Origin of the sequence: Massilia sp. YIM B02763, from assembly GCF_030412015.1 — a bacterium.
GTDB lineage: Bacteria > Pseudomonadota > Gammaproteobacteria > Burkholderiales > Burkholderiaceae_D > Telluria.
This window is the reverse complement of sequence record NZ_JASNRD010000006.1, coordinates 1-25,278: the sequence shown is the minus strand read 5'-3', so window position 1 is coordinate 25,278 and position 25,278 is coordinate 1. Positions and strand designations below refer to the sequence as shown.

Here is a 25,278-nt window from a genome sequence, read left to right as displayed (position 1 = left end):
GCAACGCGCAGCAGGTTTTGCGAAGTGCCCTACGGAAAAACCCCTTTCCCAACCGTGGAGCAGAATGGTCTTCCCGCTCCGATTTCAGCCCTTCAGCGTCTGTTCCAGCACGTGCAGCTCGTGGTTGCACTCGGCATTCTTGGCACGGTCCTGCGCGATCTTGCGGACGGCGTGGAGCACGGTCGTGTGGTCGCGGCCGCCGAACAGCTCGCCGATTTCCGGCAGGCTCTTCTGCGTGAGTTCCTTCGCCAAATACATGGCGATCTGGCGCGGGCGGGCGATGTTCGCCGGGCGGCGCTTCGAATACATGTCGGCGACCTTGATGTTGAAGAAGTCGGCGACGGTCTTCTGGATGTTTTCCACGGAAATCTGGCGGTTCTGCACCGACAATAAATCCTTCAGCGCTTCCTTCACCACGTCGATGGTGATGTCCTTGCCGTGGAAACGCGAGTAGGCCAGGATCTTGCGCAGCGCGCCTTCCAGTTCGCGCACGTTCGAGCGCAGGTGCTTGGCCACGAAGAAGGCCACGTCGTCGTTCAGCACCACGCCTTCCGATTCCGCCTTCTTCATCAGGATCGCCACGCGCATTTCCAGTTCCGGCGGTTCGATCGCGACCGTCAGGCCCGAGTCAAAGCGCGAGATCAGGCGGTCGTCCATGCCCGTGATCTCTTTCGGATAGGTATCCGACGTGATGATGATCTGCTTCTTGGCCGCGATCAGCGCCTCGAACGCATAGAAGAACTCTTCCTGCGTGCGGCTCTTGCCGCCGAAGAACTGGATATCGTCGATCAGCAGCATGTCCAGCGAGTGGTAGTAATGCTTGAAGTCGTCGAAGCCCTTGCGCTGGTAGGCGGTCACCACGTCGCGCACATACTGCTCGGCGTGGATGTAGCGGATGCGCGCGCCCGGCTGGTCGGCCATGACCTGGTTGCCGATCGCATGGATCAGGTGGGTCTTACCGAGGCCGACGCCGCCGTAGAAGAACAGCGGGTTGTACGACACGCCCGGGTTGTTGGCCACCTGGATCGCGGCGGCGCGCGCCAGCTGGTTGGCCTTACCGGTCACGAAGTTCTCGAACGTCAGGTCCGGGTTCACGCGGCTTTGTTCGCGGCGCGGATTGTTGGCGATGACGTTGTCCGGGGTGACGACCGGTGTTTCCGGCACGGTCTTGTCGGCGGCGGCATTGATGCCCAGCGCGCCGCTGCCGTTGAAGCCGCCCGGCGAGGGCATCGACGGGGCAGGGGCTGGCGCGGCGGCGACCGGCTTGCGGGCCGCCGTCAATTTCGGGTCGAGCACGAACTGCACGTCGACCGGGCGCTCCCAGTATTGGGACGCCAGTTCCGTGATACGGCTGGCGAATTGCGTCTTGACCCAGTCGAGCTTGAACCGGTTGGGCGCGGCAACGCGCAGCTTGCCGTCCTCGTAATCCAGGGCGACCAGCGGTTTGATCCACGCGGTAAATTGCTGCGGCGTCAGCTCGAGTTCCAATTGCTTGGAACAGGTCTGCCAGAAGTTATCCATACATCGACTAAGTTAAGCGTAACACTCTATTTTACCTGTGTTCTCGAAAGTTATCCACAGGCGCGACACGATTTTTCCACTGTAATTTCAACAGCCTGGCGCGCGGCCTTGCTGTGTTGGCACAACGGCTTCCTTGACAGTCCAGCGTGGAATAGGGTCTAATTCAGGGTTCCCCGCCCGCACGCAGTATCAAATCGATATCACGCGCATGGGCGACAAGCTCTGCTGTGGCGTGACGCTGGCTTAACAACTGCGAAATGTCATTGGCGTAACGCTGCCTCGAAGCGAGCGCAGCCCGATTTGCATTCTAATTTGCTTTAAGCGAGACCACCATGAAACGTACTTACCAACCTTCCGTCGTCCGTCGCAAGCGCACGCACGGCTTCCGCGCACGCATGGCTACCCGTGGCGGCCGCCAAGTCCTGAACGCTCGCCGCGCCAAGGGCCGCAAGCGCCTGGCTGTCTAAGCCGGCAAAGCCGCTTGTCGATCGCGGTCAGCCCATGACTGGCGAAGGTTCGCACGACTTCGCGCGCGTTCGGCGTATCGTAAAAACGGATGAGTTTTCATCCGTTTTTCGTTTGCGCCCTGCGCAAAAAACCGCGCATTTCGTGCTCTACACCCGACCGAATGCCCTGCCTCATGCGCGGCTGGGCGTCGTCGCGGCCAAACGTTTCGCACCGCGCGCGGTCACGCGCAACACCATCAAGCGCATCACGCGCGAACTGTTCCGCACCACGCCGCTGCCCGGCCTGGACTGCATCGTGCGCCTGGCGCGCCCGGTCAACAGCAAGGCCGGTCCGGCCACCAATACGGCCCTGAAGACCTTGCTGCATGCCGAGCTGGGACGCCTGTTCGCGTCGCAGCTGCCGCGCGCGCGCAAGCCGGCGGCGGCTCCGGCAGCGCCTTCACCAGACCAACCGGGACAATCATGAACCGGCTGCTCGTCTGGCTGTTGCGCGGTTACCAGTTGATGGTGTCTCCGATGCTCGGACAGAACTGCCGTTTCTATCCGACCTGCTCGAATTACGCGGTCGAAGCCGTCCAACTCCATGGCGCCGCACGCGGCAGCTGGCTGGCCCTGCGCCGCGTCTGCCGTTGCCATCCATGGAACGACGGCGGCGTCGACCTGGTGCCTCGTCCTGGGGAGCAATCCCCGCCAACCGCTTGCGGTTGCAAGCATTCCTGAATAAGACCAATGGAAATCAATAAACGTACCATCCTGTGGATCGTGTTCGCCGTCTCGCTGGTCGTCCTGTGGAACGACTGGATGGTGGCCAACGGCAAGCAGTCGATGTTCTCGGCAGCGCCTCCGGCGAAAGTCGCCACCGCCCCGACCCCGGCCAAGGTCAACGACCTGCCGTCCGCCGCGACGGCGCCGTCGACGGTGCCGGGCCAGGCCCCGGGCGCGGCCGCGCCGGGCGCCCCGGTCCAGACCCAGATCGTCACCGTCACCACCGACGTCTACAAGGTCGACATCGACACCGCCGGCGGCGTGATCCGCCGCCTCGAGCTGCTGCAATACCGCGACAAGATCGACCCGACGAAGAACCAGCTGCTGTTCCAGCAGAACGGCCCGCGCGTCTACCTGGCCCAGACCGGCCTGACCGGCGCCAGCGCGGCCGGCGTGCTGCCGAACCACAACACCCCGTTCACCGTCCGTCCGGGCGCGCGTACGCTGGACAACAACAACCAGGTGCAGGTGGTGCTGGACGCGGAGCAGGGCGGCGTGCGCCTGACCAAGACCTTCACGTTCAAGCGCAACGACTACGTGATCGACGTGCGCCATGACGTCACCAACCTGACCCAGGCGCCGGTCGCGCCGTCGCTGTACCTGCAGCTGCAGCACGACGGCAGCAAGCCGGAAGGCGACAGCTTCTTCAACAGCAGCTACACGGGCCCGACCCTGTGGACCTCGCAGAACCACTACGAGAAGCTGACCTTCGAGAAGATCGCCAAGGGCAGCGCCGAGCACACGACCAAGGCCACCGACGGCTGGATCGCGATCTCGCAGCACTTCTTCGTCTCGGCTTTCATCGCCCCGGACAAGGTCCAGCGCGACATCTACACCAAGAGCCTGGGCAACAACCTGTTCGCCATCGGCGAGACCCTGCCGCTGGGCACCGTCGCGCCGGGCGCCACCGTGTCCAACGCGACCCGCCTGTATTCGGGCCCGCAAGTGCAGAAGATCCTGGAAGGCGTGACCCCGGGCCTGGACCTGGTGCGCGACTATGGCTGGGCCGCGATCATCGCCAAGCCGATTTTCTGGACCATGGACCACCTGCACCAGCTGACCGGTAACTGGGGCTGGACCATCATCGCCCTGACCATCCTGATCAAACTGCTGTTCTTCCCGCTGTCCGCGGCCGGCTACCGCAGCATGGCCAAGATGCGCACCGTGACGCCGAAGATGCAGGCGATCCGCGAACGCTTCAAGAACGATCCGGTCAAGATGCAGCAGGCCACGATGGAGCTGTACAAGTCCGAGAAGATCAACCCGCTGGGCGGCTGCCTGCCGATCCTGGTCCAGATGCCGGTGTTCCTGGCCCTGTACTGGGTGCTGCTGGCCTCCGTCGAAATGCGCGGCGCCCCGTGGGTGCTGTGGATCCACGACCTGACCGCGCCGGACCCGTACTTCATCCTGCCGATCCTGTACGCGATCTCGATGTTCGTGACCCAGAAGCTGAACCCGCAGCCGGCCGACCCGATGCAGGCCAAGATGATGCTGTTCATGCCGCTGGCGTTCTCGGTCGTGTTCCTGTTCTTCCCGTCCGGCCTGGTGCTGTACTGGGTGGTCAACAACCTGATCTCGATGGCGCAGCAGTACGTCATCACCAAGAAGTACGCGCCCAAGTAAGACGGTGTTGCGTTGCTGAAGAAGCCCGTGCTTGCACGGGCTTTTTTTATTGAGAGATACAGCAAAACATCGTCGCCCCTGCGAAGGCAGGGGCCTAATGTTGCGTGCAGCACGACGGCGCCAGCAGAAATTGGGTCCCCGCCTGCGCGGGGACGACGGTGATCGGAATCCACTACAATCCCCTCATGAAACTCGACACCTCCCCCATCGCCGCCATCGCCACCGCCCCCGGCCGCGGCGGCATCGGCGTCGTGCGCGCTTCCGGCAAGGCGCTCGCCCCCCTGGTCGACGCCCTGTTCCCGGGCACGCAGCTCGCGCCACGCCACGCCACCTACCTCCCGTTCAAGTCCGCCGACGGCACCATCCTCGACGAAGGCCTGGCCCTGTACTTCAAGGGCCCGCATTCCTACACGGGCGAGGACGTGCTGGAACTGCAGGGCCACGGCGGCCCGGTCGTGTTGCGCATGCTGCTGGCGCGCGTGCTGGAAGCGGGCGCGGACCTCGGCCTGCGCCTCGCGGAACCGGGCGAATTCACACGCCGCGCCTTCCTGAACGACAAGCTCGACCTGGCCCAGGCCGAAGCCGTCGCCGACCTGATCGACGCCTCGACGGAAGCGGCCGCGAAATCCGCCTCGCAATCGCTGTCCGGCGCGTTCTCGAAGGTCGTGCACGACCTGGTTGATAAAACCATCAACCTGCGCATGCTGGTCGAGGCGACGCTCGACTTCCCGGAAGAGGAAATCGACTTCCTGGAAAAATCGAACGCGCGCGGCCAGTTGAAGGGCATCGTGGAGGCGCTGGACGCCGTGTTCCGCCAGGCCGCCCAGGGCGCGCTGCTGCGCGAGGGCCTGAACGTCGTACTGGTGGGCCAGCCGAACGTGGGCAAATCCTCGCTCTTGAACGCGCTGGCCGGATCGGACGTCGCCATCGTCACGCCGATCGCCGGCACCACGCGCGACAAGGTCAGCGAGACGATCCAGGTCGAAGGCATCCCGCTGAACATCATCGACACGGCCGGCATCCGCGCCATCGACGAGGGCATCGACGTGGTCGAGCGCATCGGCATCGAGCGCACCTGGGGCGAGGTCGGCAAGGCCGACGTGATCCTGCACCTGCTCGACGCCAACCTCGGCCCGGCCAAGGCCGACGAGGAGATCGTCGCCGCCTTCCCGGAAGGCGTGCCCGTCGTGCGCATCTGGAACAAGATCGATCTATCGGGCCACAAGCCCAGCGTCGACCAGAGCGCGGACGCGACCCACATCTATTTGTCGGCGCACGAGAAGATCGGCATCGAGCTGCTGCGCGCGGAGCTGCTGCGCATCGCCGGCTGGCAGCAGACGGGCGAGTCGCTGTACCTGGCGCGCGAACGCCACCTGGTGGCGCTGCGCGCGGCGCGCGCCCACCTGCACCTGGCGGAACTGCACGCGGCCCAGGACGACCAGTCGCTCGACCTGTTCGCCGAGGAGCTCAGGCTGGCGCAGGACCAGCTGTCCAGCATTACGGGGCAGTTCACGCCGGATGATTTGCTGGGGGTGATCTTCAGCAGGTTCTGTATCGGCAAGTGAGCAGCCTGAGTAAGCGCTGACTAAGCGCCCTCACTAAGCGCCTCCTCGGGAACCGGGGCGGCGCCGGCGTTCTTGCGAGCGTGGCGGCTTTTTCGGTTTCGTCATCCATTCGAGCAGGCGAACCATGCCGTCGAGCATGCCGTTCAACAGGTAGAGCGACGCGGGCAGCATGATCGGCAGGAGCCAGCGCATGGTACCGAGCCGCGGATTGTTGTCGACGAACATGGCCAGCGCGAGCAGCAGCATCAATCCGGCGCACAAGTGGATGAATACCCGGCCTGGAGCGGCATCACGCCCGGCACGCCGCAGCAGTGCGCAGAGGATGTCGCGCACGCCAAACAGTAGGAACAGTATCCCCAGCAACACGCATCCCACGCCGATGTTCATCAGCATGCCCTGGCCATGGGACACCCCGACAATGACGGACCCCACCAGCAGCGCACCCAGGCCCCACGCCAATTGTTTCAATTCGCCGCGCATATGTCCTTTCAAGGAAGATGCAAGAATAGTATTGCATTCCGGTTTCGTTGCAATGATGTGTGAGGATCGAACGCTGCCGAACTTGCTACCATGGCGGACCGTAACGCCAGTACCACCACGACCTTGCCCGCCACGCTTATTCCCCCTTCCGACGCCATCGCCTGGCTATGGAAGGACGCTCCCCTCCCTGCTTTCTCGCGCGCGACGGTCGCCGTCGTCGACCGCCACGTCTGGCTGGCCGGCGACAAGGTGCTGGTGCGCCCCGGGGCGCGGCCGCGCGGCCTGCCACCGGGCACGCGCGTGATTCCCGTCGTGCACGTCGAGATCGACCAGCTGCATCCGCCCGCGGGCTTGCGCGCCGCGCGTCCCGCGATCTTGGCGGCGCTGGACGGGGCCGCGCGCGCGTCGACGTCCGGATGGGTGCAGCTGGACCTGGAAGCGCGGCCGTCGCAGCGCGAGGACTACCGCGCGCTGGTGGCCCAGATCCGCGCCAGGCTCCCGCGCGACATGCGGTTCAGCGTCACGGCGCTCGCGTGGTGGTGCCGCGCGCCGGCCTGGCTCGACGGGTTGGCGGCCGACGAGGTAGTGCCGATGTTTTTCCGCATGGGACGGGACAATGCGCCGCTGCGCGCCATCGTGGCGGAGCGCCCGGGCGTGCTGCATCCGCTGTGCCGCGCCGGCAGCGCCGGCTTTTCGCGCCAGGAAGCGTTCGCGCCCGCCGTGGCGGCACGCTACCGGCGCACGTATTGGTTCGACGAACGAAGATGGAAGGATTCACGATGAAACGCATGATTGCTGCTGCAGCAGCCCTGTCGTGTGCCGGCGCGGTGCTGGCCAGCGGCGACTACAATCCCGCCTACACGATGTTCAAGGCCTACACGAAGCCGGACATTCCGCTGGCGCGCTTCCAGGCCGGGGAGCTGGGCGTGCTGCAGCCGGGCATGCGCCGGGTCTACCTGTACACGGCCTGGCGCGCCATCATGCTGGGGCCGGAGATCGCCCGCCGGCCCGGCACGGCGCAGGGCCTGGCGCGCGCCGACGGCAGCGCCTTCGGGAACGGCTGGAGCGATGGCGGGGGCGATGGCAGCGCTGACAGTGCCGCCGGCCGGGGGAATGACGACTTCGCCCTGCGCACCGCCGCCGTGCTGGGTCTGAAGGCCGACGACTGGGCGGCGCGCAACAAGATCGACGCCTGCCCGGCCCCCGCGCGCGCGTTCGTGCGCGCGACGTTCGCGGCGCTGGCGGCACGACCCGACGCGACCAAGGCGCGCGTGGACGGCTGGGTGCGCGCGCAATACCAGGTGAGCGAAGCCTGCCAGCAGGCCGAGGATGCGCGCTATGCGTGGCGCGAGGACAAGCAGCCCGAGATCGTGCCGCCGCAGCCGCTGCCCGCGGCGGAACCGGCGTATTGGCGCATGCTGCGCGACTACCAGCGTGCCGCCTGGCAGTTCCAGGGTGGGCATTATGCCGAGAGCACGGCGCTGTTCGAACGCATCGGTGCGACGAAGGGCCATCCGATGCAGCCGCTGGGCGCCTACCTGGCGCTGCGCTCCGAAGTACGGCGCGTCGTCGCCGCCGCCAAGGACCAGCCGCCCGGGCAGCGCGAACGCCAGGCGCGCGCGCTCGAGCAACGCGGCGAGGCCATCGTGGGCGATGCCGGGCTCGCGGCCATGCACGAGCCAACGCGTGCGCTGCTGCGCGCGATGCGCGCCGCGCTCACGCCGGAAAGCCGCCTCGAGGAACTGGCCCGCTACCTGGACGATCCGCGCAACGACCCGTACGCGCTCGACCGCTTGGGCGACTGGTCGGTGCTCATGGACGGCAAGCACGCGGACCAGCGCGCCGCCCATGCGTATGCCGACTGGATCGAGACCGTGCAGGCGTGCGGGGCACAGCAAGCCTGCGATGCCCAGGCCGCGCACGCGCTGGAGCGCTGGCAGCATGCGCCGCGGGCCCAGCGCGGCCCCTGGCTGGTGGCGGCGCTGATGCTGTCCACGGCCATGACGCCGGAACTGGAAAAGGCGGCGCTGGCAGTGGGCGCCGACGACCCGGCCTGGGTCACCGTGCGCTACCACCTGGCGCGCCTGTACCGCCTGCAGGACAAGCGCGACCAGGCAAGGACTGTCGCCGACGGCGTTCTGCAGCGCACGCTGACGCCGGCCACGCGCAACCTGTTGCGCGAGGAACGCTTCGCCGCTGCCACGTCCGTGCGCGACGCGGCCGGCTACCTGCTGCGCACGAACGTCGACTACTACGTGCCGGAAGGCGAAAGCCCGAAAGAGAACATGCTCAACGACGATGGCCTGGCCTGGATCAACCGCAACCTGGCGCTGGCCGACCTGGTCGAACTGGCGCGCGTGGAAGCGCTGCCCGCGCCGCTGCGCGCGCGCATCGCCGGCGCCGCCTGGATCCGCGCCGGCCTGCTCGACCGCCAGGAGGAGGGCCGGCAGGCCGCGGCGCTGCTGGCGGGCCTGGTGCCGGCCGCCGCGTCGGCCACGCAGCGCTACGCGCAGGCGCCGTCGCCCGCCGAACGCCGCCACGCCGTGCTGGTGGCGGGGGCCGCCTTCGGCCTGGCCGCCGACGCGAGCATGGACAGCCCCAAGGTCGAGCGTGTGGCGGCGGACGAAGCGACCGCGTCGATGTGGTGTTCGTTCAAGCCTGAACAGCCGCTCGGGGAGCCGCGCTTCGTGTGGCGCCTGCCGCCGCCGCCGGCGGCCGGCGATGCCGGCGCCGCGCGTGCGGAGCTGGCGCGCCTGGCGCCTGTGAAGACGGCCACCGGCACGCTGGGCGACGACGTGCTGGCCTGGGCCGACAGCCATCCGAAGGATCCGGAGCTGCCCTGGCTGCTGCACGTGGTGGTCCAATCGACGCGCGGCGGCTGCCTCGACGACGATGCCAAGACGCTGTCGCGCAAGGCGTTCAACCTGCTGCACAAGCGCTATCCGAAGAGCGAGTGGGCGAAGAAGACGCCGTACTTCTACTGAGCTACTGAGCTACTGAGCGGCCTGCGCCTCCAGCCACGGCGCCAGCAGCCCCGCCACCCAGTCCATGAACGCGACCGCCCGCGCCGGCACGTGGCGCCGGCTCGGGTAGACGAAGGAGACGGGCATCGGCGCGGGGCGGAAGTCCGGCATCACCTCGACCAGCAGGCCGGCCTGCAGCTGGTCGCGCACCCCGGCTTCCGGGATCTGGGCGAGGCCCAGTCCTTCCCGGCATGCCGCGGCATAGGCGGCCGTGCCGTTCACCGTCAGCACGGCGCCCACCGGCACCAGCTGCGTGGCGTGGCCGTCGAACCATTCCCAGCCGGGGCTGCTGCCGGCGAGCTGCGCGTCGTAGTGCACGATGCGGTGGAGAGGCAGGTCGTCCAGCGTTCGCGGCGTGCCGTGGCGCGCCAGGTAGGCCGGGGAAGCGCAATTGATCATGCGGTAGCTGCCCAGCGGCCGCGCCACCAGGCTGGAATCGGCCAGCAGCCCGGCACGCAGCACGCAGTCGTAGCCTTCGCGGACGATGTCGACGCGGCGGTCGGCCGTGCCCAGGTCCACCTGCAGCCGCGGGTGGCGGGCCAGGAATTCGCCCAGGCGCGGCAGCACGACGCTGATGGCCATGCCCACCGACATGTCGACGCGCAGCCGTCCCGCGAGGCTGTCCGCGCCCTGGCGGAACATGGTGCGCATGTCCTCGAACTCGCCCAGCAGCGCGCGGCTGCGGGCATAGAAGGCTTCGCCTTCCTGCGTCATCTGCACGCGGCGCGTGGTCCGCTGCAGCAGGCGCACCCCCAGGTCCTGCTCCAGCCGGCGCACGGCCGCCGACACCGTCGCATTCGGCAAGCCGAGCTGGCGCGCGGCGCCGCTGAAGCTGTCCAGCTCCGCCACTTTCAGGAATACCTGGATGTTGTCGAGTTCGTCCATGGGCTGATTATGAGCGATTCCTGCAAGGTGCATGCAGTAATGGCCGGTTTATTGTCGAAATCCTGAAAAATATACTGGGCTTCCTCAACCAAGGAGTCCATCATGAGCAATCGCATCGCACTCATCACCGGCGGCAGCCGCGGCCTGGGCCGCAGCATGGCCCTGCACCTGGCGCGCGCCGGCACCGACATCGTGTTCACCTACCACGGCAACGAAGAGGCCGCCAGGCAGACGGCCGGCGAGATCGAGGCGCTGGGCCGCCGCGCCGCCGTGCTGCAGCTGGACGTGGCCGACAGCCGCGGCTTCGCCCCCTTTGCCGGCAAGGTCCGCGAGGTGCTGGCCGGCTGGCAGAGCGAGCGCTTCGACATCCTCGTCAACAATGCGGGGACGAGCCTGCACGTCCCGCTGGCGGAGGTGACGGAAGCACAGTTCGACGCCACCGTCGCCGTGCACTTCAAGGCGCCCGTGTTCCTGACCCAGGCGCTGGCGCCGCTGCTGAACGACGGCGGCCGCATCCTGAACATCTCCAGCGGCCTGGCGCGCTTCACCTATCCCGGCTCCGCAGTGTACGGCGCGGCCAAGGGGGCGGTGGAAGTGCTGACGCGCTACCAGGCGGCCGAGCTGGCGGCGCGCGGCATCCGCGTGAACGTGCTGGCGCCGGGCGCCATCGCGACGGATTTCAGCGGCGGCATGGTGCGCGACAATCCGGAGGTCAACCGCCGCGTGGCGTCGCTCACGGCGCTGGGCCGCGTCGGCCTGCCGGACGATATCGGCGCCGCCGCCGCCGCGCTGCTGGCCCCCGACAATGGCTGGATCACGGGCCAGCGTATCGAAGCCTCCGGCGGCGCGATGCTCTGAACACGGATGTGCTAGGCTTGCCCCGACATCGACAGCATGGAGGCGGCATGAAGGGGGCAAGCAAGGAGTTCACGCGACGGGATTTCGGGAAGGCGGCGGGCGCACTGGCGGTCGCCGGCCTGCTGGCCTCCTGCGCCAGCATCGTCGGTCCGCGCCGCGTGGAACTGTCGCAATCGCGCCTGCAGGCCGGGCTGGAGCGGCGCTTCCCGCTGAACAATCGCCTGCTCGAACTGTTCGACGTGCGCCTCACGCATCCGCGCGTGACGATCCAGCCGGAGACCGACCGCGTCGCCCTGACGCTCGACGTGTCGGTGGCGCCGCCCTTCGTGCGCCAGTCGTGGAACGGCACGCTGGCGGTGTCCGGCCACCTGGTGCTGGACGCACCGCGCAACGCCGTGTTCATGCAGGACACCCATGTCGACCGCTTCGAGATCGCCAACATGGAAGGCGGCCGCGCACGCGACCTGGAACGCGCGGCCGACCTGCTCGTGAACCAGCTGGTGCGCGACCTGCCCGTGTATTCCTTCCGTCCCGAAGACTTGCGCTATGCCGGCGTGCAGTTCGTCCCGACCCGCCTGGAGACGGCGCCCGGCGCCTTGTTCGTCACCCTCGAACCGGTACGCTGACCCTTCGGCAGGGGCAGCGTCGCAAATCCGACACGGTGCCGCCCACACGATTGAATGGTCCAGCCCCCCATTGTTATTACTGCTATTATTTCCGGCAGTCGGACGTCCCATTTCGGTTGGCGCGGATGGTTTTAGCGAGTATCGTGGGCTTGCTTCGCAACGGAGCATGCAATGCGCAATCGGTGTTGCGCTTTCTCATGCACACGGTGTTCCACTAAAGTAATCTCAGCGCTACTGACGTGCGGCTGACGTGCGACTAAGGGGGGAATCTTGGAAACGACACAGGAAAGTTTTTCGGACCAGAGCGTGCCCGAGCCGCTCGTCGTCGCGTCGGTCGCCACCGCATCGGCGGCAGCTGCCGTTCCGGCGCGCATGAGCTTGCCACCGAAAGGAGCGTGCTGGTATTGCGACAAGCCGCTCGACAGCGTGCGCCGTTTCTGCGGTAAAAGTTGCGCCACTGCCTTCGACGAAGAAGCGGAATACACCCGCTGATCCTTGCCCGCTTGCGCTTTCGCCGCGCGGCCCGCGCACCGATCGTTCAGCGCGCGGTCTGGTAGCGGCGCAGCAGGTCCAGCGCGCCGTCGAAGTCGAAGCACTCGACCGCTTCCGCCACCTCGAGATAGGCCTGGGATCCCAGGCGCGCCGTCAGCGCCGCTCCGTCCTCGCGCACCAGGTCGACCGCATCGCCATTGCCCTCGTCGAGCAGGGCCATCAACCGTTCCAGTGCATGTTCCTGGGCTGCCGGCGCGGGCGCGGGCAGCGCATCGGGCAACCCGGCGCGCAAACCAGCGGCCAAGCCGGCGCCCAGGCTGCGCCGTTCCGGCAGGGCGCCGGCGAGCGCATCGAGCTCGGCCAGTACACGGTCGAGTTCGGCATGCAGCAGCGCCAGGCCGGGATACGGGTCGCCGCCGGCGCGCAGCAGCTGCTCCAGGTCCTGCGCCTGGCGCCTGAGCGGCACCGCCTCGATCATGCCGGCCGCGCCCTTCAGCGTATGGGCGCGGCGTTGCGCCAGCGCCAGGTCGCCGACCTCCAGCGCTGCGCGGATGCTGTCTGCGGCCTGGCGGTATTCGTTGCGGAAACGCCCGAGCACGCGGCCGAACAGGGCGGCGTCGCCCATCAGGCGGGCGATGCCGCCGGCGTGGTCGACGGCGGGGAGGGCGGGATCGACGGCTGGCTGTCCTGGAGATGTAGTCATGTAGACAGTTTACTTGGTCGTGAACGACCAGGTACGACTGACTGCAGTACCGTCGATGGCCCCGATGAAGGTGACGTCGTAGGTGGTGCGCGGGGCCAGCGGCGCCAGCGGGACGATGGCGGCCGCCGAGTCCGTGGTCGTGTTCGCGTCCTGGCCCTTGACCAGCAGGCGCGTCGACAGGTTGCCCGTGGCGCCGCGCGCGCGCATGGTGAAGCTCTGGACCGTCAGCTTGCGCGTCAGGTTCGTGTGCACGCTGACGGGATAGCCGACTTCGTTGATGTCCGGTACCGGATCCGGCTCTTCGTAGTCGCTGAAGAAGTTCGGCGGCACCTGGGTCTGGCCGTTGACGGGCCACACGGCGAGCGTGCCCGCCGCCAGGCCTGGGCCGAAGCCGTTGTTGGCCGCGAAGTCGGCGGTGAAGTAGCTGTAGCCGGCCGACGTGGTGGCCGCGCCCGCGCCGGCTTCCTTGAACACGGGCTCGAAGATCACGAAGCGGTGGTAGATCGCCGTGATCAATTCCTCCGCCATGTAAAAGCCGGTGCCCTTGTTGGCGGCCGAAATCACTTCGCCGATCGCATTCGATCCCCGGATCACGTAGTTCGATGCCGCCATGCGGTCCTGCAGGGACACGCCCGTGAAGCCCTGGCGGCCCGCCGTCTGGTCGTGCGTCACCACGTTGTTGATGCGCTGGTAATCGGAGTGGCCCTGTGCCGCGTTGTCGATCTGGCTATTGCGGGTGAGCGTGGACATGCCTACCTGCGCGCGGCGGTAGTTGATCCAGTTCAGGCCATCGGTGGCGATATTGTTGGTGACGGCAGGCGCGGACGCATCCTGGCCGGAGAACCCCGTATTCGTCGCCGGCGTGCTGGTACCGCTGACGCCGCCGGCACTGCCGGTGACGTCGTTGTCGTCGCTGCCGCCGCAGGCAACCAGCGCCCAGGCGGCGATGCAGGCGGCCGCGATGCTTTTCGCGCGATGCAATCTGCTCATCATCTCACTCCAATTCGTACATACTCCGTCAAAGAGCTCCCATTCTAGGGCAAATCAGGGAACGGCGGCGGCCGTCCGGTCAAATGCTGTGCGCACGTAAGTCCATGTAAAATAAGCCATTATTTCGTCTTGTCGAGCATGCATTTGAACCCTACCCGCCAGCAGCGCTTCGCCCGCGCCAAGTTCGCCCTGCCCAGTTTCGTGACCCTGCTGTCGATCGCCTGCGGTTTCGGCAGCATCGTGATCTCGGTCGACAACGCACCCGTGGGCGACCCGGCCGACTACCGCCTGGCGGCGATCCTGCTGGTGCTGGCCGGCGTGTTCGATGCGCTCGACGGCCTGGTGGCGCGCGCCACCAATACGCAGTCCGCGTTCGGCGTGCAGCTCGATTCGATCGCCGACGTGATGAACTTCGGTTGCGCCCCCGGCTTGCTGCTGTACTGCTACGGCTTCGCGCAGATGGGCGCCGCGCATCCGACCCTGGTGCGCATGGGCGGCCTGGCCTGCTTCGTGTTCGTCGCCTGCGGCGCGCTGCGCCTGGCACGCTTTAACGTCATGGTGGGCAAGACGGATCCGCGTTATTTCACGGGCATGCCCATCACGGCGGGCGCCGCCTGCGTGGCCTCGGTGGTGGTGGCCTGGCCCGACCCGGTAGTGAGCATGACGGAGGCCTTCCTGGTGATGCTGCTGATGGTGGCGGTGGGCGCGCTGATGGTGTCGACGATCCGCTTCCCCAGCTCCAAGCAGCCGAAATCGACGGCCACCTTCGTCGTGCTGGGCGTGGGCGTGGTATTGCTGGCGCTGCTGCAGACGCGCTTCTTCGCGTTGTTCTTCGTGTTCTACATCGGCGCGACGCTGCTGCTCAACATCGCCTGGCAGGGCGGCTGGACGAAGATTCCGCCGCCGAAGGTCTATGAGGACGAGGAGTGATGGTAGGGTGGACGGCTTTGCCATCCACGCGTTCCGCATGCGCCGGCTGAACGCGTGGACAGCGGAGCTGTCCACCCTACGTTCATCGCGAATTCAAACGACGCGTTAAACGAATTGACGCATTAAACGAATTTGTCGAGCAGCGCGGCGAGATGCTGCGCGCTCTGCTTCGCTTCCTCGACGTCGTTCGCCTGGTCCGTATGGGTGACGATGCTGCCTGCCAGCAGCTGCACGAAGGAGCGGTCCAGCGCCTTCCGCGCCGCCGCCATCTGCTGGGCGACCGCGTCGACGTCGCCCGGCGCGTCGGCCAGCGCCACCAGTTTCTGGATGCCGCGCAGCTGCCCCTCGACGCGCGCCAGGCGGTTCAGCAAATCCTTCTTCTGCTGCGCCGTCAGGGCGCGTCCCTCGACGACCTTGAGCGAGTCGGGCATGGCGGCGCGGCCCTTATGCGACTTCGTGGCCGCGCGCCGCGCGCAGGATGGCGAACCAGTCCGTGCGCGAGAGCTGGAACGTGGTGCCGGCCACCGCCACGGCGATCGCCTCGATGCGGCCGCTGCCCGTCAGCGGGAGCGGGCGCGAAGGCAGCTGCATGATCCAGGCGAAGACCACGCTGGCGAACGGTTTCTGCAGGCGGTCGGCGATCTCCTTGATGACGAGGCGCAGGCGCTCGACGTTGGCGTCGTTGGCGCTGAACAGGCGTCCGCCCGCCAGCGGCGACCAGATCATCGGCGCGATGCCCAGGTCCTGCAGGCCGTCGAAGGTCTCGTCGAACATCGGCGCCACGTGCAGCGGCGAGAATTCGACCTGGTTCGTGGCCAGGGGGATGCGGCGGTTGAGCGACTCGAACTGGTGGCGGCTGAAGTTCGACACGCCGACGTGCCGCACCTTGCCCGACTGCTGCAGGTGCGCGAACGCCTCGGCGATCTCGTCGAAGTCCATCAGCGGATCCGGACGGTGGATCAGCAGCAGGTCGAGGCGGTCGGTGTGCAGCTGGCGCAGCGATTCCTCGGCCGACGCCACGATGTGCGCACGGGTCGTGTCGTAGTGCTGGATGGCGTGGTCCGGACGCTTGTTCGACAACAGCTTGATGCCGCACTTGCTGACGATCTCGATGCGCTCGCGCAGCGAAGGCTGGGCGCGCAGCGCCTCGCCGAACAGGCCTTCGACGCCGTAGTTGCCGTAGATGTCAGCGTGGTCGAACGAGGTCACGCCCAGGTCGATGCAGCGCTCGATGAAGGCGACGCGCTGCTCCACCGTCATGTTCCATTCGACCATGCGCCACATGCCGGCGACGATGCGGGACAGGGACAGGCCTCCCTCCTTGCGGGTCGTGATGCGCGGGCAGGACAGGTCGGCGGGCAGGGCGTGGGTCATGGGTGTGCTTTCAAAAGGGATGGCTAATTATAGCCAAAGCAACAGTATAAAAACGTCGTTCCCGCGCAGGCGGGAACCCATGCTGAAGTGAGCAGGGACGCTCGGCATGGGTTTCCGCCTGCGCGGGAACGACGGTGGTTGTGGTGATGTTGGAAGGTGAGTTACTTCATCCAGAGCCGCATCGAATCCCACGCACGTCCGAAGATGCTCGCTTCCTGCACCTCGTCCAGCGCCACGACGGGCAGCGCCAGCAGCGGCTTGCCGTCGACGACCATCTTCAGCGTGCCGACCTGGGCGCCGCGCGCCACCGGGGCGACCAGCGGATCCTTGCGTTCCAGGACCGGCTTCATCTTCTGCGCCACGCCCTTCGGCACGGTCACCAGCACGTCGTTCAGGAAGCCGATCTTGACGGTCGAGCTGGAGCCCTTCCAGATTTCCGGAGTGGCGATGGCCTGGCCCTTCGCGTACAGGCGCACGGTGTCGAAGTTCTGGTAGCCCCAGTTCAGCAGCTTCTGGCTTTCGGCCGTGCGCAGCGAATCGGAGGTGGCGCCGGACAGCACCGAGATCAGGCGGCGTTCGCCGGCCGGGCCGTTCGGGCGGTGGGCCGAGGCGATCATGCTGTAGCCCGAGGCTTCGGTGTGGCCCGTCTTCATGCCGTCCACGGTCGGGTCCAGCCACAGCAGGCGGTTGCGGTTCTGCTGCTTGATCTTGTTATAGGTGAATTCCTTGACCGAGTCGATCTTGTAGAACTCGGGGAAGTCCTTGATCACGTGCGAGGCCAGGATCGACAGGTCGCGCGCGGTCGAATAATTGTCCGGCGACGGCAGGCCGTGCGGGTTGGCGAACTTGGTGTTCTTCATGCCCATGCGCTGGGCTTCGCGGTTCATCAGGGTGACGAAGGTGCCTTCGTCGCCGGCCACGGCTTCGGCCAGCGCCACCGCGGCGTCGTTGCCCGACTGGACCATCAGGCCGTACAGCAGGTCGTTCACCTTGACCGGGGTGGCCGGGTCGATGAACATCTTCGAGCTGCTGCCGTCGACCTTCCAGGCGCGCACGGAGACGGTGACCATCTGGTCGAGGGTGAGCTTCTTGTCGCGGATCGCCTGGAAGGTGACGTAGGCCGTCATGACCTTGGTCAGCGATGCCGGTTCGATGCGCGCATCCGGATCCTGCGACGCGATGATCTGGCCGCTGGTGGCATCCAGCAGCAGCCAGGAGCGGGCGGCGATTTGCGGGGCCGGCACGGTCTGGGCGCTGGCGGCGGACATCAGGAGGACACTGGCGGCGACGGCCGCGATTAACTTTTTCATGGGAAGCAGAGGTCAGCAGTGGTGGTGGTGAAGCGCAGGCAATGCCGGCTACGACATTGCCCGAAGAAAAGACGGACCAATAGTATAGGCCGAGCGAGGGCCTAAATGTCACGTTTCCACAGCTGTGCGACAAGATTTTTAATGTGCACGAGCTTGCGGTGGAAGAAGTGGTCGGCGCCGGGGATCACGGTGACGGGGATGTCGAGCGGTCGCGCCCAGTCGAAGACCTGTTGCAGCGTGATCGTATCGTCAAGTTCGCCGTGGATCAGGATGGTGTCGGCGGGGACCTCCGGCATCGGCCATTTGCCGGCGGCCGTGCCCACCAGCGCCAGGCGCTCGGCCGGGCGTCCCTGGGCGATCAGGCGCTGCTGCAGCTGGGCCTGGACGAAGGTGCCGAACGAAAAGCCGGACAGGGCGACCGGCAGGCCGGGATATTCGGTCGTCATGTGGTCGAGCATGATCTCCATGTCGTCCGTTTCGCCGCGGCCCTCGTCGTAGACGCCTTCCGACTCGCCCACGCCGCGGAAGTTGAAGCGCGCCGTCACGTAGCCCAGGCCGACGAAGGCGCGCGCCAGCGTCTGCGCGACCTTGTTGTCCATGGTGCCGCCGTACAGCGGGTGCGGGTGCGCCACGAGGGCGATGCCGCGGGGCAGGCCTTCCTCGGGTTCGTCGAGCAGGCATTCCATCTTGCCGGCGTGGCCGGTCAGGTAAAACTTGTGCGAGTTCTTGTTCATGTCAGATCTTCAGTCGGTCGACGGTTTCGCCCTTGACGATGTGGCGGTCGATGATGTCGTCGATGTCCTCGTTGTCGACGTAGGTGTACCAGGTGCCCTGCGGGTAGATCACGACGACCGGCCCTTCCTCGCAGCGATCGAGGCAGCCGGCCTTGTTGATGCGGACCTTGCCCTGGCCGGACAGGCCCAGCTTCTTGATGCGTTCCTTGGCATGCTTCATGGCGTCCGCGGCGCAGTGCTTGCCGCAGCTGGGACGGGCGTCCTTGCCTTCGCGTTCGTTCGTGCAGAAGAACACATGGTGTTCGTAGAAGGGTTTATCGTCGTTCATGTTCTGTTCCCGGTGAATGCGGTACGCCTCTCATCATACGCGCTTGATCTTAAAACAGTCTTTAAGCGGAGGGTGGGTACCCCGTGCCATCGGACCTTAATTCCGGTTCAGCCGATGCGAAGGCAGCAGCAGAAACCACAGCGCGATGAAGGGCCAGGCCATGCCGAGGAACTGGGCGGCGCCGTTGAAATTCAGGAATTTACCCTGCTGCCAGGCCTGCAGCGTGGAGAGGAAGTAGGGATTGGCGGGGATCGTATTGACCACGATGAGCGACAGCACCAGCGTCACCACCGCCAGGCGCCGCTGCGCCACCTGGGGCGCGAATGCCAGGCCGGCCAGCATGATCAGGCCGATCAGGAAGCCGCCTTCGGCGCCGGGCGTGATCCAGGCCAGCGCATTGTCGGGCGAGAAGAACAGCGAGGTGGCCAGCGTCTTGACGAGCACGCCCACGGCCATCAGCGCCAGCATCAGCCACAGCTTCGGCGCGCCGCGCCGGGTCAGGCACAGCAGCGCGAGGCCGGCGCCGGCCATGCCGCAGGCGGTGATGATGGTCTCGGACAGCCAGTACTGCTCCACGGTCATGATGGTGTCGCCGCGCACCATGGTCACCAGGTCGATGTCGGTGTCGAGCCAGTCGGACAGCCATTCCGACAGCAGCGGCAGCACCTGGCCGTTGCCGAACAGGTAACCCTGGGGGTAGACCTGGGCCAGCGGCCACAGCGCCACCAGCACCAGGCCCTGGCTCGCGTGCGACGCGAACCAGCGGCGCCGCAGCCGGTACAGGCGGCTCTGGTCGAGCAGGCTGCGGGCGAAGCCGGCGCCGACGATGGCGCCGGCCAGGCAGCCGCCCGAATTGGTCAACAGGTCGAGGTTCGACGGCACCCGGCTGGGCAGGTAGTTCTGTACGAGTTCCATGGTGCCCGAGACGAGGATGCCGGCGATGCCCGCCACCAGCACCGCCCAGGCGCCGCGCACGGCCGGGTACAGCGACAGCACGATCAGGGCGCCGAGCGGCATGTAGCCGACGATGTTGACCATGACGTCGAAGCCGGTCCACCAGCGCTGCGGCTGCAGGTTCAGGAAGGTGAACGGCGACAGGCCGGTGCTGCGCCAGCCGGAAAACGGGAACCAGCTGGCGTAGACGATCAGGAGCAGGTAGGCCAGCAGCGTGGCGCGCGCCACCGGGGATGCGCGCGGGCGATGGGCCTCGTCGTGGGCCTCGGTCATCGGCGCGCGTTGGTCTCGGCGTTGGTGGCGGCGCCGAGGGTGCCGAGCCAGCCGACGATGTCGGCGGCGACCGCGTCGGTGCTGGCGGCCAGGGCGCGCGCGCCGCCGGCGGCATCGGCGCTGGCGGCAGGGGTGCTGCGCACGAAGCTGCGCTGGTCGACCAGCGTATGGCCCCGGAACACCGAGGCGCGCACGGCCACCCGGCCGCTGCTCTGGGTGGCGCTGGAGAAGTCGTGCATGAATTCGTCGACGTCGATGCGCAGCAGCGGGATGCCGAGCGAGGCGTCGGTTTCCGACAGCACCTTGGCGCCGGACTGGCCGATGCGCGTCTTGACGCGCTGGGTCATGAGCTGCAGCGGATTCGCGGTCCAGCGGCTGTTGGCATAGGTGCGCGCCTGCATCTGGTCGGCATAGCTCAGGCGATAGAACATGCGCTCGCTGTCCAGTGCGGACGAGCCGGTGACGTCGGTGACGACGATGGGTCCCAGCGCCGCGCTTGGAGCGCCATTCTGCGCGGCGGCGGTGGCCGGGCCGAAATCGAACTGGGTGGTCGGCTGTCCCTTCTGCGAGGCGCAACCGGCGAAGGCGATGGCGCAGGCGCCGGCGATCAGGGCACGGGTGAAGGTCGGATGCAGGGTCACGGGATTCCTCATTTGGTCGGGGGCACGAAGCCCGGTTCGCCGGGGCCCGGTTCCGGCGTCGGCGCGCCGAACAGGATGCTTTGCGGGCGGTCGCCCAGGCCGTTCACGGTGCGGCGCACGGCGCGCAGCGAGGTCTTGGCCTCGTCGGCCATCTCGACCACGTGCGGCAGCGTGTGCAGTTCGAGGTCGGACGTCACGCCGCCCAGCGAGTCGATGGCGGTAGCGGCCCGTTCGATGGGCCCGCCGGGCGCCTGCAGGCTGTCGGCCAGGCGGTTGTAGTTGTTGGCGGTGTTCTGGATGCTGTCGGCGGCGCCCTTCACCGAGCCCATGGTCTGGTCGAACTTCGCTTCCAGCGCGGGCAGGCGCGCCAGCGTCGGCTGCAACTGCTGCGGGATCGCGGCATAGGCTTCGGCGGCCTTGCCGATGTTGTCGATGGCGCCGGACAGCTTGTCCGTGTTCTCCTTGCTCAGCACGTCGTTGACGCGCTCGGTGATGCGTTCCGTCTTTTCCAGGATCGCCAGGCCGCGCTTTTCCAGCTGGTCCAGCAGGCCCGGACGCAGCGGGATGCGCTTGACGCTGCCGTTGTCGCTGTTCAGCAGCGGCGAGCCGGTACGCTCGTCGTCGAGCTGGATGAAGGCGATGCCGGTCACGCCCTGGTAGCCGAGCGTGGCGAAGGTGGTGGTGGTGACGGGCGCACCTTCGTCGATCGACAGCTTGATCAGGATCTGGCCCGTCACCTTCGGGTCGAACACGATGTCGTCCACGCGCCCGATCTCCAGGCCGCGGTAGCGCACCGTCGCCTGCGGGTTCAGGCCGGGAATGGTCTGGGTGGTGACGATCTCGTAGGGGTGGGTCTCGGTGCGGTCGCGGTTCAGCCACAGGCCCACCAGGACGGCGGCCACCAGCAGCGCGATCGTGAAGAAGCCCGTCATGAGGGCATGCGATCTGTTTTCCATGTCAGTCTTCCGATTCCTTTCGTGCATAGCGCTCTTCGAGCACTTCGAGCGCGCGCTGGCCGCGCGGGCCCAGGAAAAAGTGTTGGATGAACGGGTGCTGGACGGCCAGCACGTCGCAGGACGGCCCCACCGCGATCACGTGCTTCTCGGCCAGCACGGCGATGCGCGAGGACAGCGCGAACAGCGTGTCCAGGTCGTGCGTGACCATCACCACGGTCAGGCGCAATTCGCTGTGCAGGCTCTGGATCAGCGACACGAACGAGTCCGACAAGTCGGGATCGAGGCCGGCGGTGGGCTCGTCCAGGAACAGCAGTTGCGGCTCCAGGGCCAGCGCGCGCGCCAGGGCCGCGCGCTTGACCATGCCGCCCGACAGGTCCGACGGCATCTTGTTGGCGTCGCCCGGGCCCAGGCCCACCATGTCCATCTTGAGCAGCACGGCGTCGCGGATCACGTCCTCGGGCAGGGCGCGCAGCTCGCGCAGCGGCAGCGCGATGTTGTCGAACACGGTCAGGGCCGAATACAGCGCGCCTTCCTGGAACAGCATGCCCCAGTGGTTGCGCATGCGCTGCAGCTGCTCCGGGCTGGCGCTGCTGACGTCCTCGCCGAACACCTGCACGGTGCCGCTGGACGGGCGCTCCAGGCCCAGCATCTGGCGCAGCAGCACGGTCTTGCCGGTGCCGGAGCCGCCGACGATGGACAGGATCTCGCCGGCATAGATGTCCAGGTTCAGGTCCTGGTGCACGACGGTGCGGCCGAAACGGGTCCACAGCTTGCGGATCTGGACCACCGGCGGGCCCACGTCCTCGTCCGGGCGGCGGTTCAGGCGCTGGGGTTGCCGGTCCTTCTTCACGTCCGCCATCAGAAGCCCACTCCCGAGAAGACGATGGCGAACACGGCGTCGGCCAGGATCACCACCGTGATCGCCGTGACCACGGACGTCGTGGTGCCGCGGCCCAGGCTTTCCGTGTTCGGCTTGATGCGCAGGCCGAAGTGGCAGGAGACGAGCGCGATCAGCATGCCGAACGCCACGCCCTTGCCCAGGCCGATCCAGTAGTTCACGACCGGCACCGCCGACGGCAGCTTTTGCAGGAAGTAGCGCGCCGACAGGCCCAGCTCGACCTTGGCCGAGACCATGCCGCCGATCAGGGCCATGGCATCGGTCCACACGACGAGCAGGGGCATGGCCAGCGCCAGCGCCAGTACCTTCGGCAAGATGAGGCGGTAGCCGTGCGAGATGCCCATCACGAGCATGGCGTCGAGTTCCTCCGTCACCCGCATCACGCCCAGCTGCGCCGTGATCGAGGAGCCGGAACGGCCGGCGACGAGGATCGCCGCCAGCATCGGCCCCAGCTCGCGGATCACGCTCATGCCGAGGATGTTGACCAGGTAGATGTCGCCGCCGAACATGCGCAGCTGCTGCGCCGACAGGTAGGACAGCACCACGCCGATCAGGAAGCCCACCAGCGCCGTGATGCCCAGCGCCTGGAAGCCGGAGTGGTAGATATTGGCCGAGACTTCGCGCCACGGGCCCGTGAGCGGGTGGCGGATGAAGCGGCCGGCGTCCTGGATCACCTGGCCGATCAGCGTGATGAAACCCTTCAGGTGTTCGAAGAAGGTCAGCACGGCGCCGCCCAGGCGGATCACGCCCTGCATCGGGCTGGTGCGCGTGCGCGGCAGCGCGATGCTGCTGGCCTTTTCGATGCGCGCGAACAGCTCTTCCTGGCGCGGGTCGAGCGTCAGGTGCTGGGGGCGGCGCTTGCCCCAGGCATTCCAGAACATCTGGGCGCCGATGTGGTCGATGCTGGCGACTTCCGACAGGTCCCAGGTCGCGTTGCTGCCCTTGAGCGAGGCCAGCGTCTGGTTGACGCTCTTGAGGGCGCCGCGCTTGGTCAGCGCATGGACCTGCCATACGCCGCGCGCCACCACGGATTGCCCCGTGCCGGACCCTGGATGTTCGATGGTTAATGTTGGCGCATTTTCAATCCGCATTGCGGCAGTGTAAAAGAGAATCGTGGTGACCGCCACCGGCGCTACGGTAGCGTACCGGCGGCATGTTCATAAAGAGGTCAGGCGGCCAGATGGCGCACCTGGCGTTCGGGAGCGGCCGCTTGCTTTTCGCCCGCATGGGCGGCCGGCTTGTGCGTGCCGCCGGCGTAGTCGCTCGCGACCAGCGCGGCGGCCGCGTCGGGCGCCATCCCGCGTACCTGCAGCCACCCCTGCACCAGCTTGGCGAGGCGCTCGAGAGCGATGCGGTGGGTGGCGTCCGTCTTCGTGTAGATCCAGTCGGAGAAGGCCATGAAGTTGGCGAACGGGCTGTCGGCCAGCATCGCCCGCGTCGTATTGACGAAGCGGCCCGAGTTGGCCACCAGGTCCCAGTAGCGCGCGAAGCGCACCAGGCGCTGCATGGTCGTGAAGTCGATGCGGTCGGTGGCGAGCACGGTATAGGGAGGGTAGGGGTCGTACACCATCCCGTAGGCTTCCGTGTGGCGGATGATCGGCGTGCCGCGCAGGCGCTTCAGGATGCCGAACTGGATCTCGTGCGGCCCGAGCGAGACCAGGTGATCGAAGCCGCGCGCGAAGCTGTCGACGTCCTCGCCCGGCAGGCCGGCGATCAGGTCGACGTGCAGGTGGGCGTTCGACTGCTCCGTGAGCCAGCGGATATTGGCCGCGGCCTTGGCATTGTCCTGGCGCCGGCTGACGAGGGCCTGCACCTCGGGGTTGAAGCTCTGGATGCCGATCTCGAACTGCAGCGCGCCGGGCGGGAACTGGGCGATCGTCGCCTTCAGGGCTTCCGGCAGGTGGTCGGGCACCAGCTCGAAGTGGGCGTACACCGGTTCGTCCGGATGGGCCGCGATCTTGTCGAGGAAGAACTGCATGATGCGCTGGCTCGTCTTGACGTTCAGGTTGAACGTGCGGTCGACGAACTTGAACAGGCGCGCGCCGCGCCGGTACAGGTCTTCCATCTCGGCCAGGAAGGACTCCAGGCCGAAGGGCCAGGCGGTCTTGTCCAGCGAAGACAGGCAGAACTCGCACTTGAACGGGCAGCCGCGCGAGGCCTCCACGTAGATGGTGCGGTGGGCGATGTCCTCGTTACTATATAGAGCGTAGGGCAGGGCGATGTCGGCCATGGGCGGCTGCACGCCCGCATGGACCTTCATCAGCGGCTTCGGGCCATGCAGGATCTCGCCGCACAGCTTGGGGAAGGTGATGTCGCCCCAGCCGGTGACGACGTAGTCGGCGAAGCGCACGATCTCCTGGTCGTTCGTCTCGTGCGAGACTTCGGGGCCGCCCAGCACCACGACCACGTCCGGCGCCACCCGCTTGAGCATGGCGACGACCTTCGTGGTCTCCTCGACGTTCCATATATAGATGCCGAAGCCGACGATGCGCGGCGCCTTCGCCAGCAGGCGTTCGACCACGTCCGTTGTCTTGGCGCCGATGACGAATTCCATCAGCTGCGTTTGCTCCTGCAGCGCTCCCATATTGGCCAGCAGGTAGCGCAGCCCGAGCGAAGCGTGGGCATAGCGGGCATTGAGGGTGGAAAGCAGGATCGTCATGGCGTTACGGGAGATGGCAAAGGCCGGCAGGGAAAAATAGGCATTGTACGCCCTTGCGGGCTGCTTCCGGCCTTGGTATCATTCTTTCCCTCGTCGGAAACGACCGGTTGTTTCAAGCAGCCGCGACAGATTCGACGGGACCGCGACGCGCACGGCGCGACGCAAAATGAAGTTGACGAGTTAAGCGAAACACTGCATAATCTCACTTCTCTGCTGCTGACGA

Annotated in this window: 27 protein-coding genes; 11 read left to right on the top strand and 16 right to left on the bottom strand. The window is 66.9% G+C overall.

Annotated elements, in window-relative coordinates:
* Positions 1-84 precede the first annotated feature (84 nt).
* A complete protein-coding gene (gene dnaA, locus QPK32_RS10460; protein ID WP_290412750.1) occupies positions 85-1,521 on the bottom strand; it encodes a chromosomal replication initiator protein DnaA in 1,437 nt (478 codons plus the stop codon).
* A 332-nt stretch (positions 1,522-1,853) separates the two neighbouring features.
* On the opposite strand from dnaA, the gene rpmH reads away from it, so the two are divergent.
* The 5 genes from rpmH (at position 1,854) to mnmE (ending at position 5,941) form a co-directional block, all read left to right on the top strand.
* Positions 1,854-1,988 carry a 50S ribosomal protein L34 gene (gene rpmH / locus QPK32_RS10455; protein WP_040378179.1) on the top strand — a complete coding sequence of 45 codons (135 nt, stop codon included), beginning with the start codon at positions 1,854-1,856 and terminating at the stop codon, positions 1,986-1,988.
* Positions 1,989-2,022: 34 nt separating this feature from the next.
* Positions 2,023-2,454: a ribonuclease P protein component gene (gene rnpA, locus QPK32_RS10450; RefSeq protein ID WP_290412749.1), complete on the top strand. Its 432-nt coding sequence runs from the start codon at positions 2,023-2,025 to the stop codon at positions 2,452-2,454.
* A complete protein-coding gene (gene yidD / locus QPK32_RS10445) occupies positions 2,451-2,708 on the top strand; it encodes a membrane protein insertion efficiency factor YidD (RefSeq protein ID WP_290412748.1) in 258 nt (85 codons plus the stop codon). The genes rnpA and yidD overlap by 4 nt, the downstream gene beginning before the upstream one ends.
* A 9-nt stretch (positions 2,709-2,717) precedes the next feature.
* Entirely contained in the window at positions 2,718-4,376 is a 1,659-nt protein-coding gene (gene yidC / locus QPK32_RS10440) for a membrane protein insertase YidC (RefSeq protein ID WP_290412747.1), read from the top strand.
* A 185-nt stretch (positions 4,377-4,561) separates the two neighbouring features.
* On the top strand, positions 4,562-5,941 hold the full coding sequence (mnmE, locus tag QPK32_RS10435) for a tRNA uridine-5-carboxymethylaminomethyl(34) synthesis GTPase MnmE (RefSeq protein ID WP_290412746.1): 1,380 nt from the start codon (positions 4,562-4,564) through the stop codon (positions 5,939-5,941).
* Between the two features lie 33 nt (positions 5,942-5,974).
* Here mnmE and QPK32_RS10430 read toward each other — a convergent pair whose 3' ends face one another.
* The gene (locus QPK32_RS10430) at positions 5,975-6,421 is read right to left on the bottom strand and encodes a hypothetical protein (RefSeq protein ID WP_290412745.1); all 447 of its coding nucleotides are present in this window, start codon (positions 6,419-6,421) and stop codon (positions 5,975-5,977) included.
* A gap of 90 nt (positions 6,422-6,511) precedes the next feature.
* Here QPK32_RS10430 and QPK32_RS10425 point away from each other — a divergent pair, with 90 nt between their 5' ends.
* Together QPK32_RS10425 and QPK32_RS10420 are read left to right on the top strand one after the other, a co-directional pair.
* A complete protein-coding gene (locus tag QPK32_RS10425; RefSeq protein ID WP_290412744.1) occupies positions 6,512-7,204 on the top strand; it encodes a hypothetical protein in 693 nt (230 codons plus the stop codon).
* Positions 7,201-9,405 carry a hypothetical protein gene (locus QPK32_RS10420; protein WP_290412743.1) on the top strand — a complete coding sequence of 735 codons (2,205 nt, stop codon included), beginning with the start codon at positions 7,201-7,203 and terminating at the stop codon, positions 9,403-9,405. The genes QPK32_RS10425 and QPK32_RS10420 overlap by 4 nt, the downstream gene beginning before the upstream one ends.
* Before the next feature lie 9 nt (positions 9,406-9,414).
* Here the strand turns inward: QPK32_RS10420 and QPK32_RS10415 are convergent, their stop codons facing one another.
* Positions 9,415-10,329 carry a LysR family transcriptional regulator gene (locus QPK32_RS10415; protein ID WP_290412742.1) on the bottom strand — a complete coding sequence of 305 codons (915 nt, stop codon included), beginning with the start codon at positions 10,327-10,329 and terminating at the stop codon, positions 9,415-9,417.
* 102 nt (positions 10,330-10,431) lie between these two features.
* Between QPK32_RS10415 and QPK32_RS10410 the strand changes: the two genes are divergently transcribed.
* The 3 genes from QPK32_RS10410 (at position 10,432) to QPK32_RS10400 (ending at position 12,305) form a co-directional block, all read left to right on the top strand.
* Positions 10,432-11,187, top strand: a complete 756-nt coding sequence (locus tag QPK32_RS10410) for an SDR family NAD(P)-dependent oxidoreductase (protein ID WP_290412741.1) — start codon at positions 10,432-10,434, stop codon at positions 11,185-11,187.
* A gap of 47 nt (positions 11,188-11,234) precedes the next feature.
* Complete coding sequence (locus tag QPK32_RS10405; RefSeq protein WP_290412740.1) at positions 11,235-11,813, top strand: DUF1439 domain-containing protein; 579 nt, start codon at positions 11,235-11,237, stop codon at positions 11,811-11,813.
* A 306-nt stretch (positions 11,814-12,119) separates the two neighbouring features.
* Entirely contained in the window at positions 12,120-12,305 is a 186-nt protein-coding gene (locus QPK32_RS10400) for a hypothetical protein (RefSeq protein WP_290412739.1), read from the top strand.
* 46 nt (positions 12,306-12,351) lie between these two features.
* On the opposite strand, the gene QPK32_RS10395 is transcribed toward QPK32_RS10400, so the two are convergent.
* Positions 12,352-13,008: an Hpt domain-containing protein gene (locus tag QPK32_RS10395; protein ID WP_290412738.1), complete on the bottom strand. Its 657-nt coding sequence runs from the start codon at positions 13,006-13,008 to the stop codon at positions 12,352-12,354.
* A 9-nt stretch (positions 13,009-13,017) separates the two neighbouring features.
* Positions 13,018-13,998 (bottom strand): CAP domain-containing protein, encoded by a 981-nt coding sequence (locus QPK32_RS10390; RefSeq protein ID WP_290412737.1) that lies wholly within the window; start codon positions 13,996-13,998, stop codon positions 13,018-13,020.
* A gap of 138 nt (positions 13,999-14,136) precedes the next feature.
* On the opposite strand from QPK32_RS10390, the gene pssA reads away from it, so the two are divergent.
* Complete coding sequence (gene pssA / locus QPK32_RS10385; RefSeq protein WP_290412736.1) at positions 14,137-14,928, top strand: CDP-diacylglycerol--serine O-phosphatidyltransferase; 792 nt, start codon at positions 14,137-14,139, stop codon at positions 14,926-14,928.
* A gap of 122 nt (positions 14,929-15,050) precedes the next feature.
* Here pssA and QPK32_RS10380 read toward each other — a convergent pair whose 3' ends face one another.
* The 11 genes from QPK32_RS10380 to QPK32_RS10330 form a co-directional block, all read right to left on the bottom strand.
* On the bottom strand, positions 15,051-15,359 hold the full coding sequence (locus QPK32_RS10380) for a metal-sensitive transcriptional regulator (protein ID WP_290412735.1): 309 nt from the start codon (positions 15,357-15,359) through the stop codon (positions 15,051-15,053).
* 13 nt (positions 15,360-15,372) lie between these two features.
* Positions 15,373-16,302, bottom strand: a complete 930-nt coding sequence (locus QPK32_RS10375; RefSeq protein ID WP_290412734.1) for an aldo/keto reductase family oxidoreductase — start codon at positions 16,300-16,302, stop codon at positions 15,373-15,375.
* Positions 16,303-16,463: 161 nt separating this feature from the next.
* Complete coding sequence (locus QPK32_RS10370) at positions 16,464-17,612, bottom strand: D-alanyl-D-alanine carboxypeptidase family protein (RefSeq protein WP_290412733.1); 1,149 nt, start codon at positions 17,610-17,612, stop codon at positions 16,464-16,466.
* Between the two features lie 101 nt (positions 17,613-17,713).
* Positions 17,714-18,346: an alpha/beta hydrolase gene (locus tag QPK32_RS10365; RefSeq protein WP_290412732.1), complete on the bottom strand. Its 633-nt coding sequence runs from the start codon at positions 18,344-18,346 to the stop codon at positions 17,714-17,716.
* 1 nt (position 18,347) lies between these two features.
* Positions 18,348-18,674 carry a ferredoxin gene (locus tag QPK32_RS10360; protein ID WP_290412731.1) on the bottom strand — a complete coding sequence of 109 codons (327 nt, stop codon included), beginning with the start codon at positions 18,672-18,674 and terminating at the stop codon, positions 18,348-18,350.
* 96 nt (positions 18,675-18,770) lie between these two features.
* Positions 18,771-19,901, bottom strand: coding sequence for a VanZ family protein (locus QPK32_RS10355; RefSeq protein WP_290412730.1), 1,131 nt, complete (start codon positions 19,899-19,901; stop codon positions 18,771-18,773).
* Positions 19,898-20,542, bottom strand: coding sequence for an ABC-type transport auxiliary lipoprotein family protein (locus QPK32_RS10350; protein WP_290412729.1), 645 nt, complete (start codon positions 20,540-20,542; stop codon positions 19,898-19,900). The genes QPK32_RS10355 and QPK32_RS10350 overlap by 4 nt, the downstream gene beginning before the upstream one ends.
* Positions 20,543-20,550: 8 nt before the next feature.
* Entirely contained in the window at positions 20,551-21,498 is a 948-nt protein-coding gene (locus QPK32_RS10345) for an MlaD family protein (protein WP_290412728.1), read from the bottom strand.
* Position 21,499: 1 nt separating this feature from the next.
* Positions 21,500-22,357, bottom strand: a complete 858-nt coding sequence (locus tag QPK32_RS10340) for an ABC transporter ATP-binding protein (protein ID WP_290412727.1) — start codon at positions 22,355-22,357, stop codon at positions 21,500-21,502.
* Positions 22,357-23,487 (bottom strand): ABC transporter permease, encoded by a 1,131-nt coding sequence (locus QPK32_RS10335; protein ID WP_290412726.1) that lies wholly within the window; start codon positions 23,485-23,487, stop codon positions 22,357-22,359. Before QPK32_RS10335 ends, QPK32_RS10340 begins: the two co-directional genes overlap by 1 nt.
* A gap of 77 nt (positions 23,488-23,564) precedes the next feature.
* On the bottom strand, positions 23,565-25,055 hold the full coding sequence (locus QPK32_RS10330) for a B12-binding domain-containing radical SAM protein (protein ID WP_290412725.1): 1,491 nt from the start codon (positions 25,053-25,055) through the stop codon (positions 23,565-23,567).
* Positions 25,056-25,278: the final 223 nt, after the last annotated feature.

What these genes read in the sequence shown, in the direction of transcription:
- pssA (WP_290412736.1), top strand. Translation starts at nt 14,137, where the DNA reads ATGCATTTGAACCCTACCCGCCAGCAGCGCTTCGCCCGCGCCAAGTTC.
- QPK32_RS10365 (WP_290412732.1), bottom strand. Translation starts at nt 18,346, where the DNA reads ATGAACAAGAACTCGCACAAGTTTTACCTGACCGGCCACGCCGGCAAG.
- QPK32_RS10395 (WP_290412738.1), bottom strand. Translation starts at nt 13,008, where the DNA reads ATGACTACATCTCCAGGACAGCCAGCCGTCGATCCCGCCCTCCCCGCC.
- QPK32_RS10425 (WP_290412744.1), top strand. Translation starts at nt 6,512, where the DNA reads ATGGCGGACCGTAACGCCAGTACCACCACGACCTTGCCCGCCACGCTT.
- yidC (WP_290412747.1), top strand. Translation starts at nt 2,718, where the DNA reads ATGGAAATCAATAAACGTACCATCCTGTGGATCGTGTTCGCCGTCTCG.
- QPK32_RS10375 (WP_290412734.1), bottom strand. Translation starts at nt 16,302, where the DNA reads ATGACCCACGCCCTGCCCGCCGACCTGTCCTGCCCGCGCATCACGACC.
- dnaA (WP_290412750.1), bottom strand. Translation starts at nt 1,521, where the DNA reads ATGGATAACTTCTGGCAGACCTGTTCCAAGCAATTGGAACTCGAGCTG.
- mnmE (WP_290412746.1), top strand. Translation starts at nt 4,562, where the DNA reads ATGAAACTCGACACCTCCCCCATCGCCGCCATCGCCACCGCCCCCGGC.
- QPK32_RS10430 (WP_290412745.1), bottom strand. Translation starts at nt 6,421, where the DNA reads ATGCGCGGCGAATTGAAACAATTGGCGTGGGGCCTGGGTGCGCTGCTG.
- QPK32_RS10335 (WP_290412726.1), bottom strand. Translation starts at nt 23,487, where the DNA reads ATGCGGATTGAAAATGCGCCAACATTAACCATCGAACATCCAGGGTCC.
- QPK32_RS10370 (WP_290412733.1), bottom strand. Translation starts at nt 17,612, where the DNA reads ATGAAAAAGTTAATCGCGGCCGTCGCCGCCAGTGTCCTCCTGATGTCC.
- QPK32_RS10360 (WP_290412731.1), bottom strand. Translation starts at nt 18,674, where the DNA reads ATGAACGACGATAAACCCTTCTACGAACACCATGTGTTCTTCTGCACG.
- QPK32_RS10420 (WP_290412743.1), top strand. Translation starts at nt 7,201, where the DNA reads ATGAAACGCATGATTGCTGCTGCAGCAGCCCTGTCGTGTGCCGGCGCG.
- yidD (WP_290412748.1), top strand. Translation starts at nt 2,451, where the DNA reads ATGAACCGGCTGCTCGTCTGGCTGTTGCGCGGTTACCAGTTGATGGTG.
- QPK32_RS10390 (WP_290412737.1), bottom strand. Translation starts at nt 13,998, where the DNA reads ATGAGCAGATTGCATCGCGCGAAAAGCATCGCGGCCGCCTGCATCGCC.
- QPK32_RS10415 (WP_290412742.1), bottom strand. Translation starts at nt 10,329, where the DNA reads ATGGACGAACTCGACAACATCCAGGTATTCCTGAAAGTGGCGGAGCTG.
- QPK32_RS10410 (WP_290412741.1), top strand. Translation starts at nt 10,432, where the DNA reads ATGAGCAATCGCATCGCACTCATCACCGGCGGCAGCCGCGGCCTGGGC.
- QPK32_RS10380 (WP_290412735.1), bottom strand. Translation starts at nt 15,359, where the DNA reads ATGCCCGACTCGCTCAAGGTCGTCGAGGGACGCGCCCTGACGGCGCAG.
- QPK32_RS10355 (WP_290412730.1), bottom strand. Translation starts at nt 19,901, where the DNA reads ATGACCGAGGCCCACGACGAGGCCCATCGCCCGCGCGCATCCCCGGTG.
- QPK32_RS10340 (WP_290412727.1), bottom strand. Translation starts at nt 22,357, where the DNA reads ATGGCGGACGTGAAGAAGGACCGGCAACCCCAGCGCCTGAACCGCCGC.
- QPK32_RS10345 (WP_290412728.1), bottom strand. Translation starts at nt 21,498, where the DNA reads ATGGAAAACAGATCGCATGCCCTCATGACGGGCTTCTTCACGATCGCG.
- QPK32_RS10405 (WP_290412740.1), top strand. Translation starts at nt 11,235, where the DNA reads ATGAAGGGGGCAAGCAAGGAGTTCACGCGACGGGATTTCGGGAAGGCG.
- QPK32_RS10330 (WP_290412725.1), bottom strand. Translation starts at nt 25,055, where the DNA reads ATGACGATCCTGCTTTCCACCCTCAATGCCCGCTATGCCCACGCTTCG.
- rnpA (WP_290412749.1), top strand. Translation starts at nt 2,023, where the DNA reads ATGACTGGCGAAGGTTCGCACGACTTCGCGCGCGTTCGGCGTATCGTA.
- rpmH (WP_040378179.1), top strand. Translation starts at nt 1,854, where the DNA reads ATGAAACGTACTTACCAACCTTCCGTCGTCCGTCGCAAGCGCACGCAC.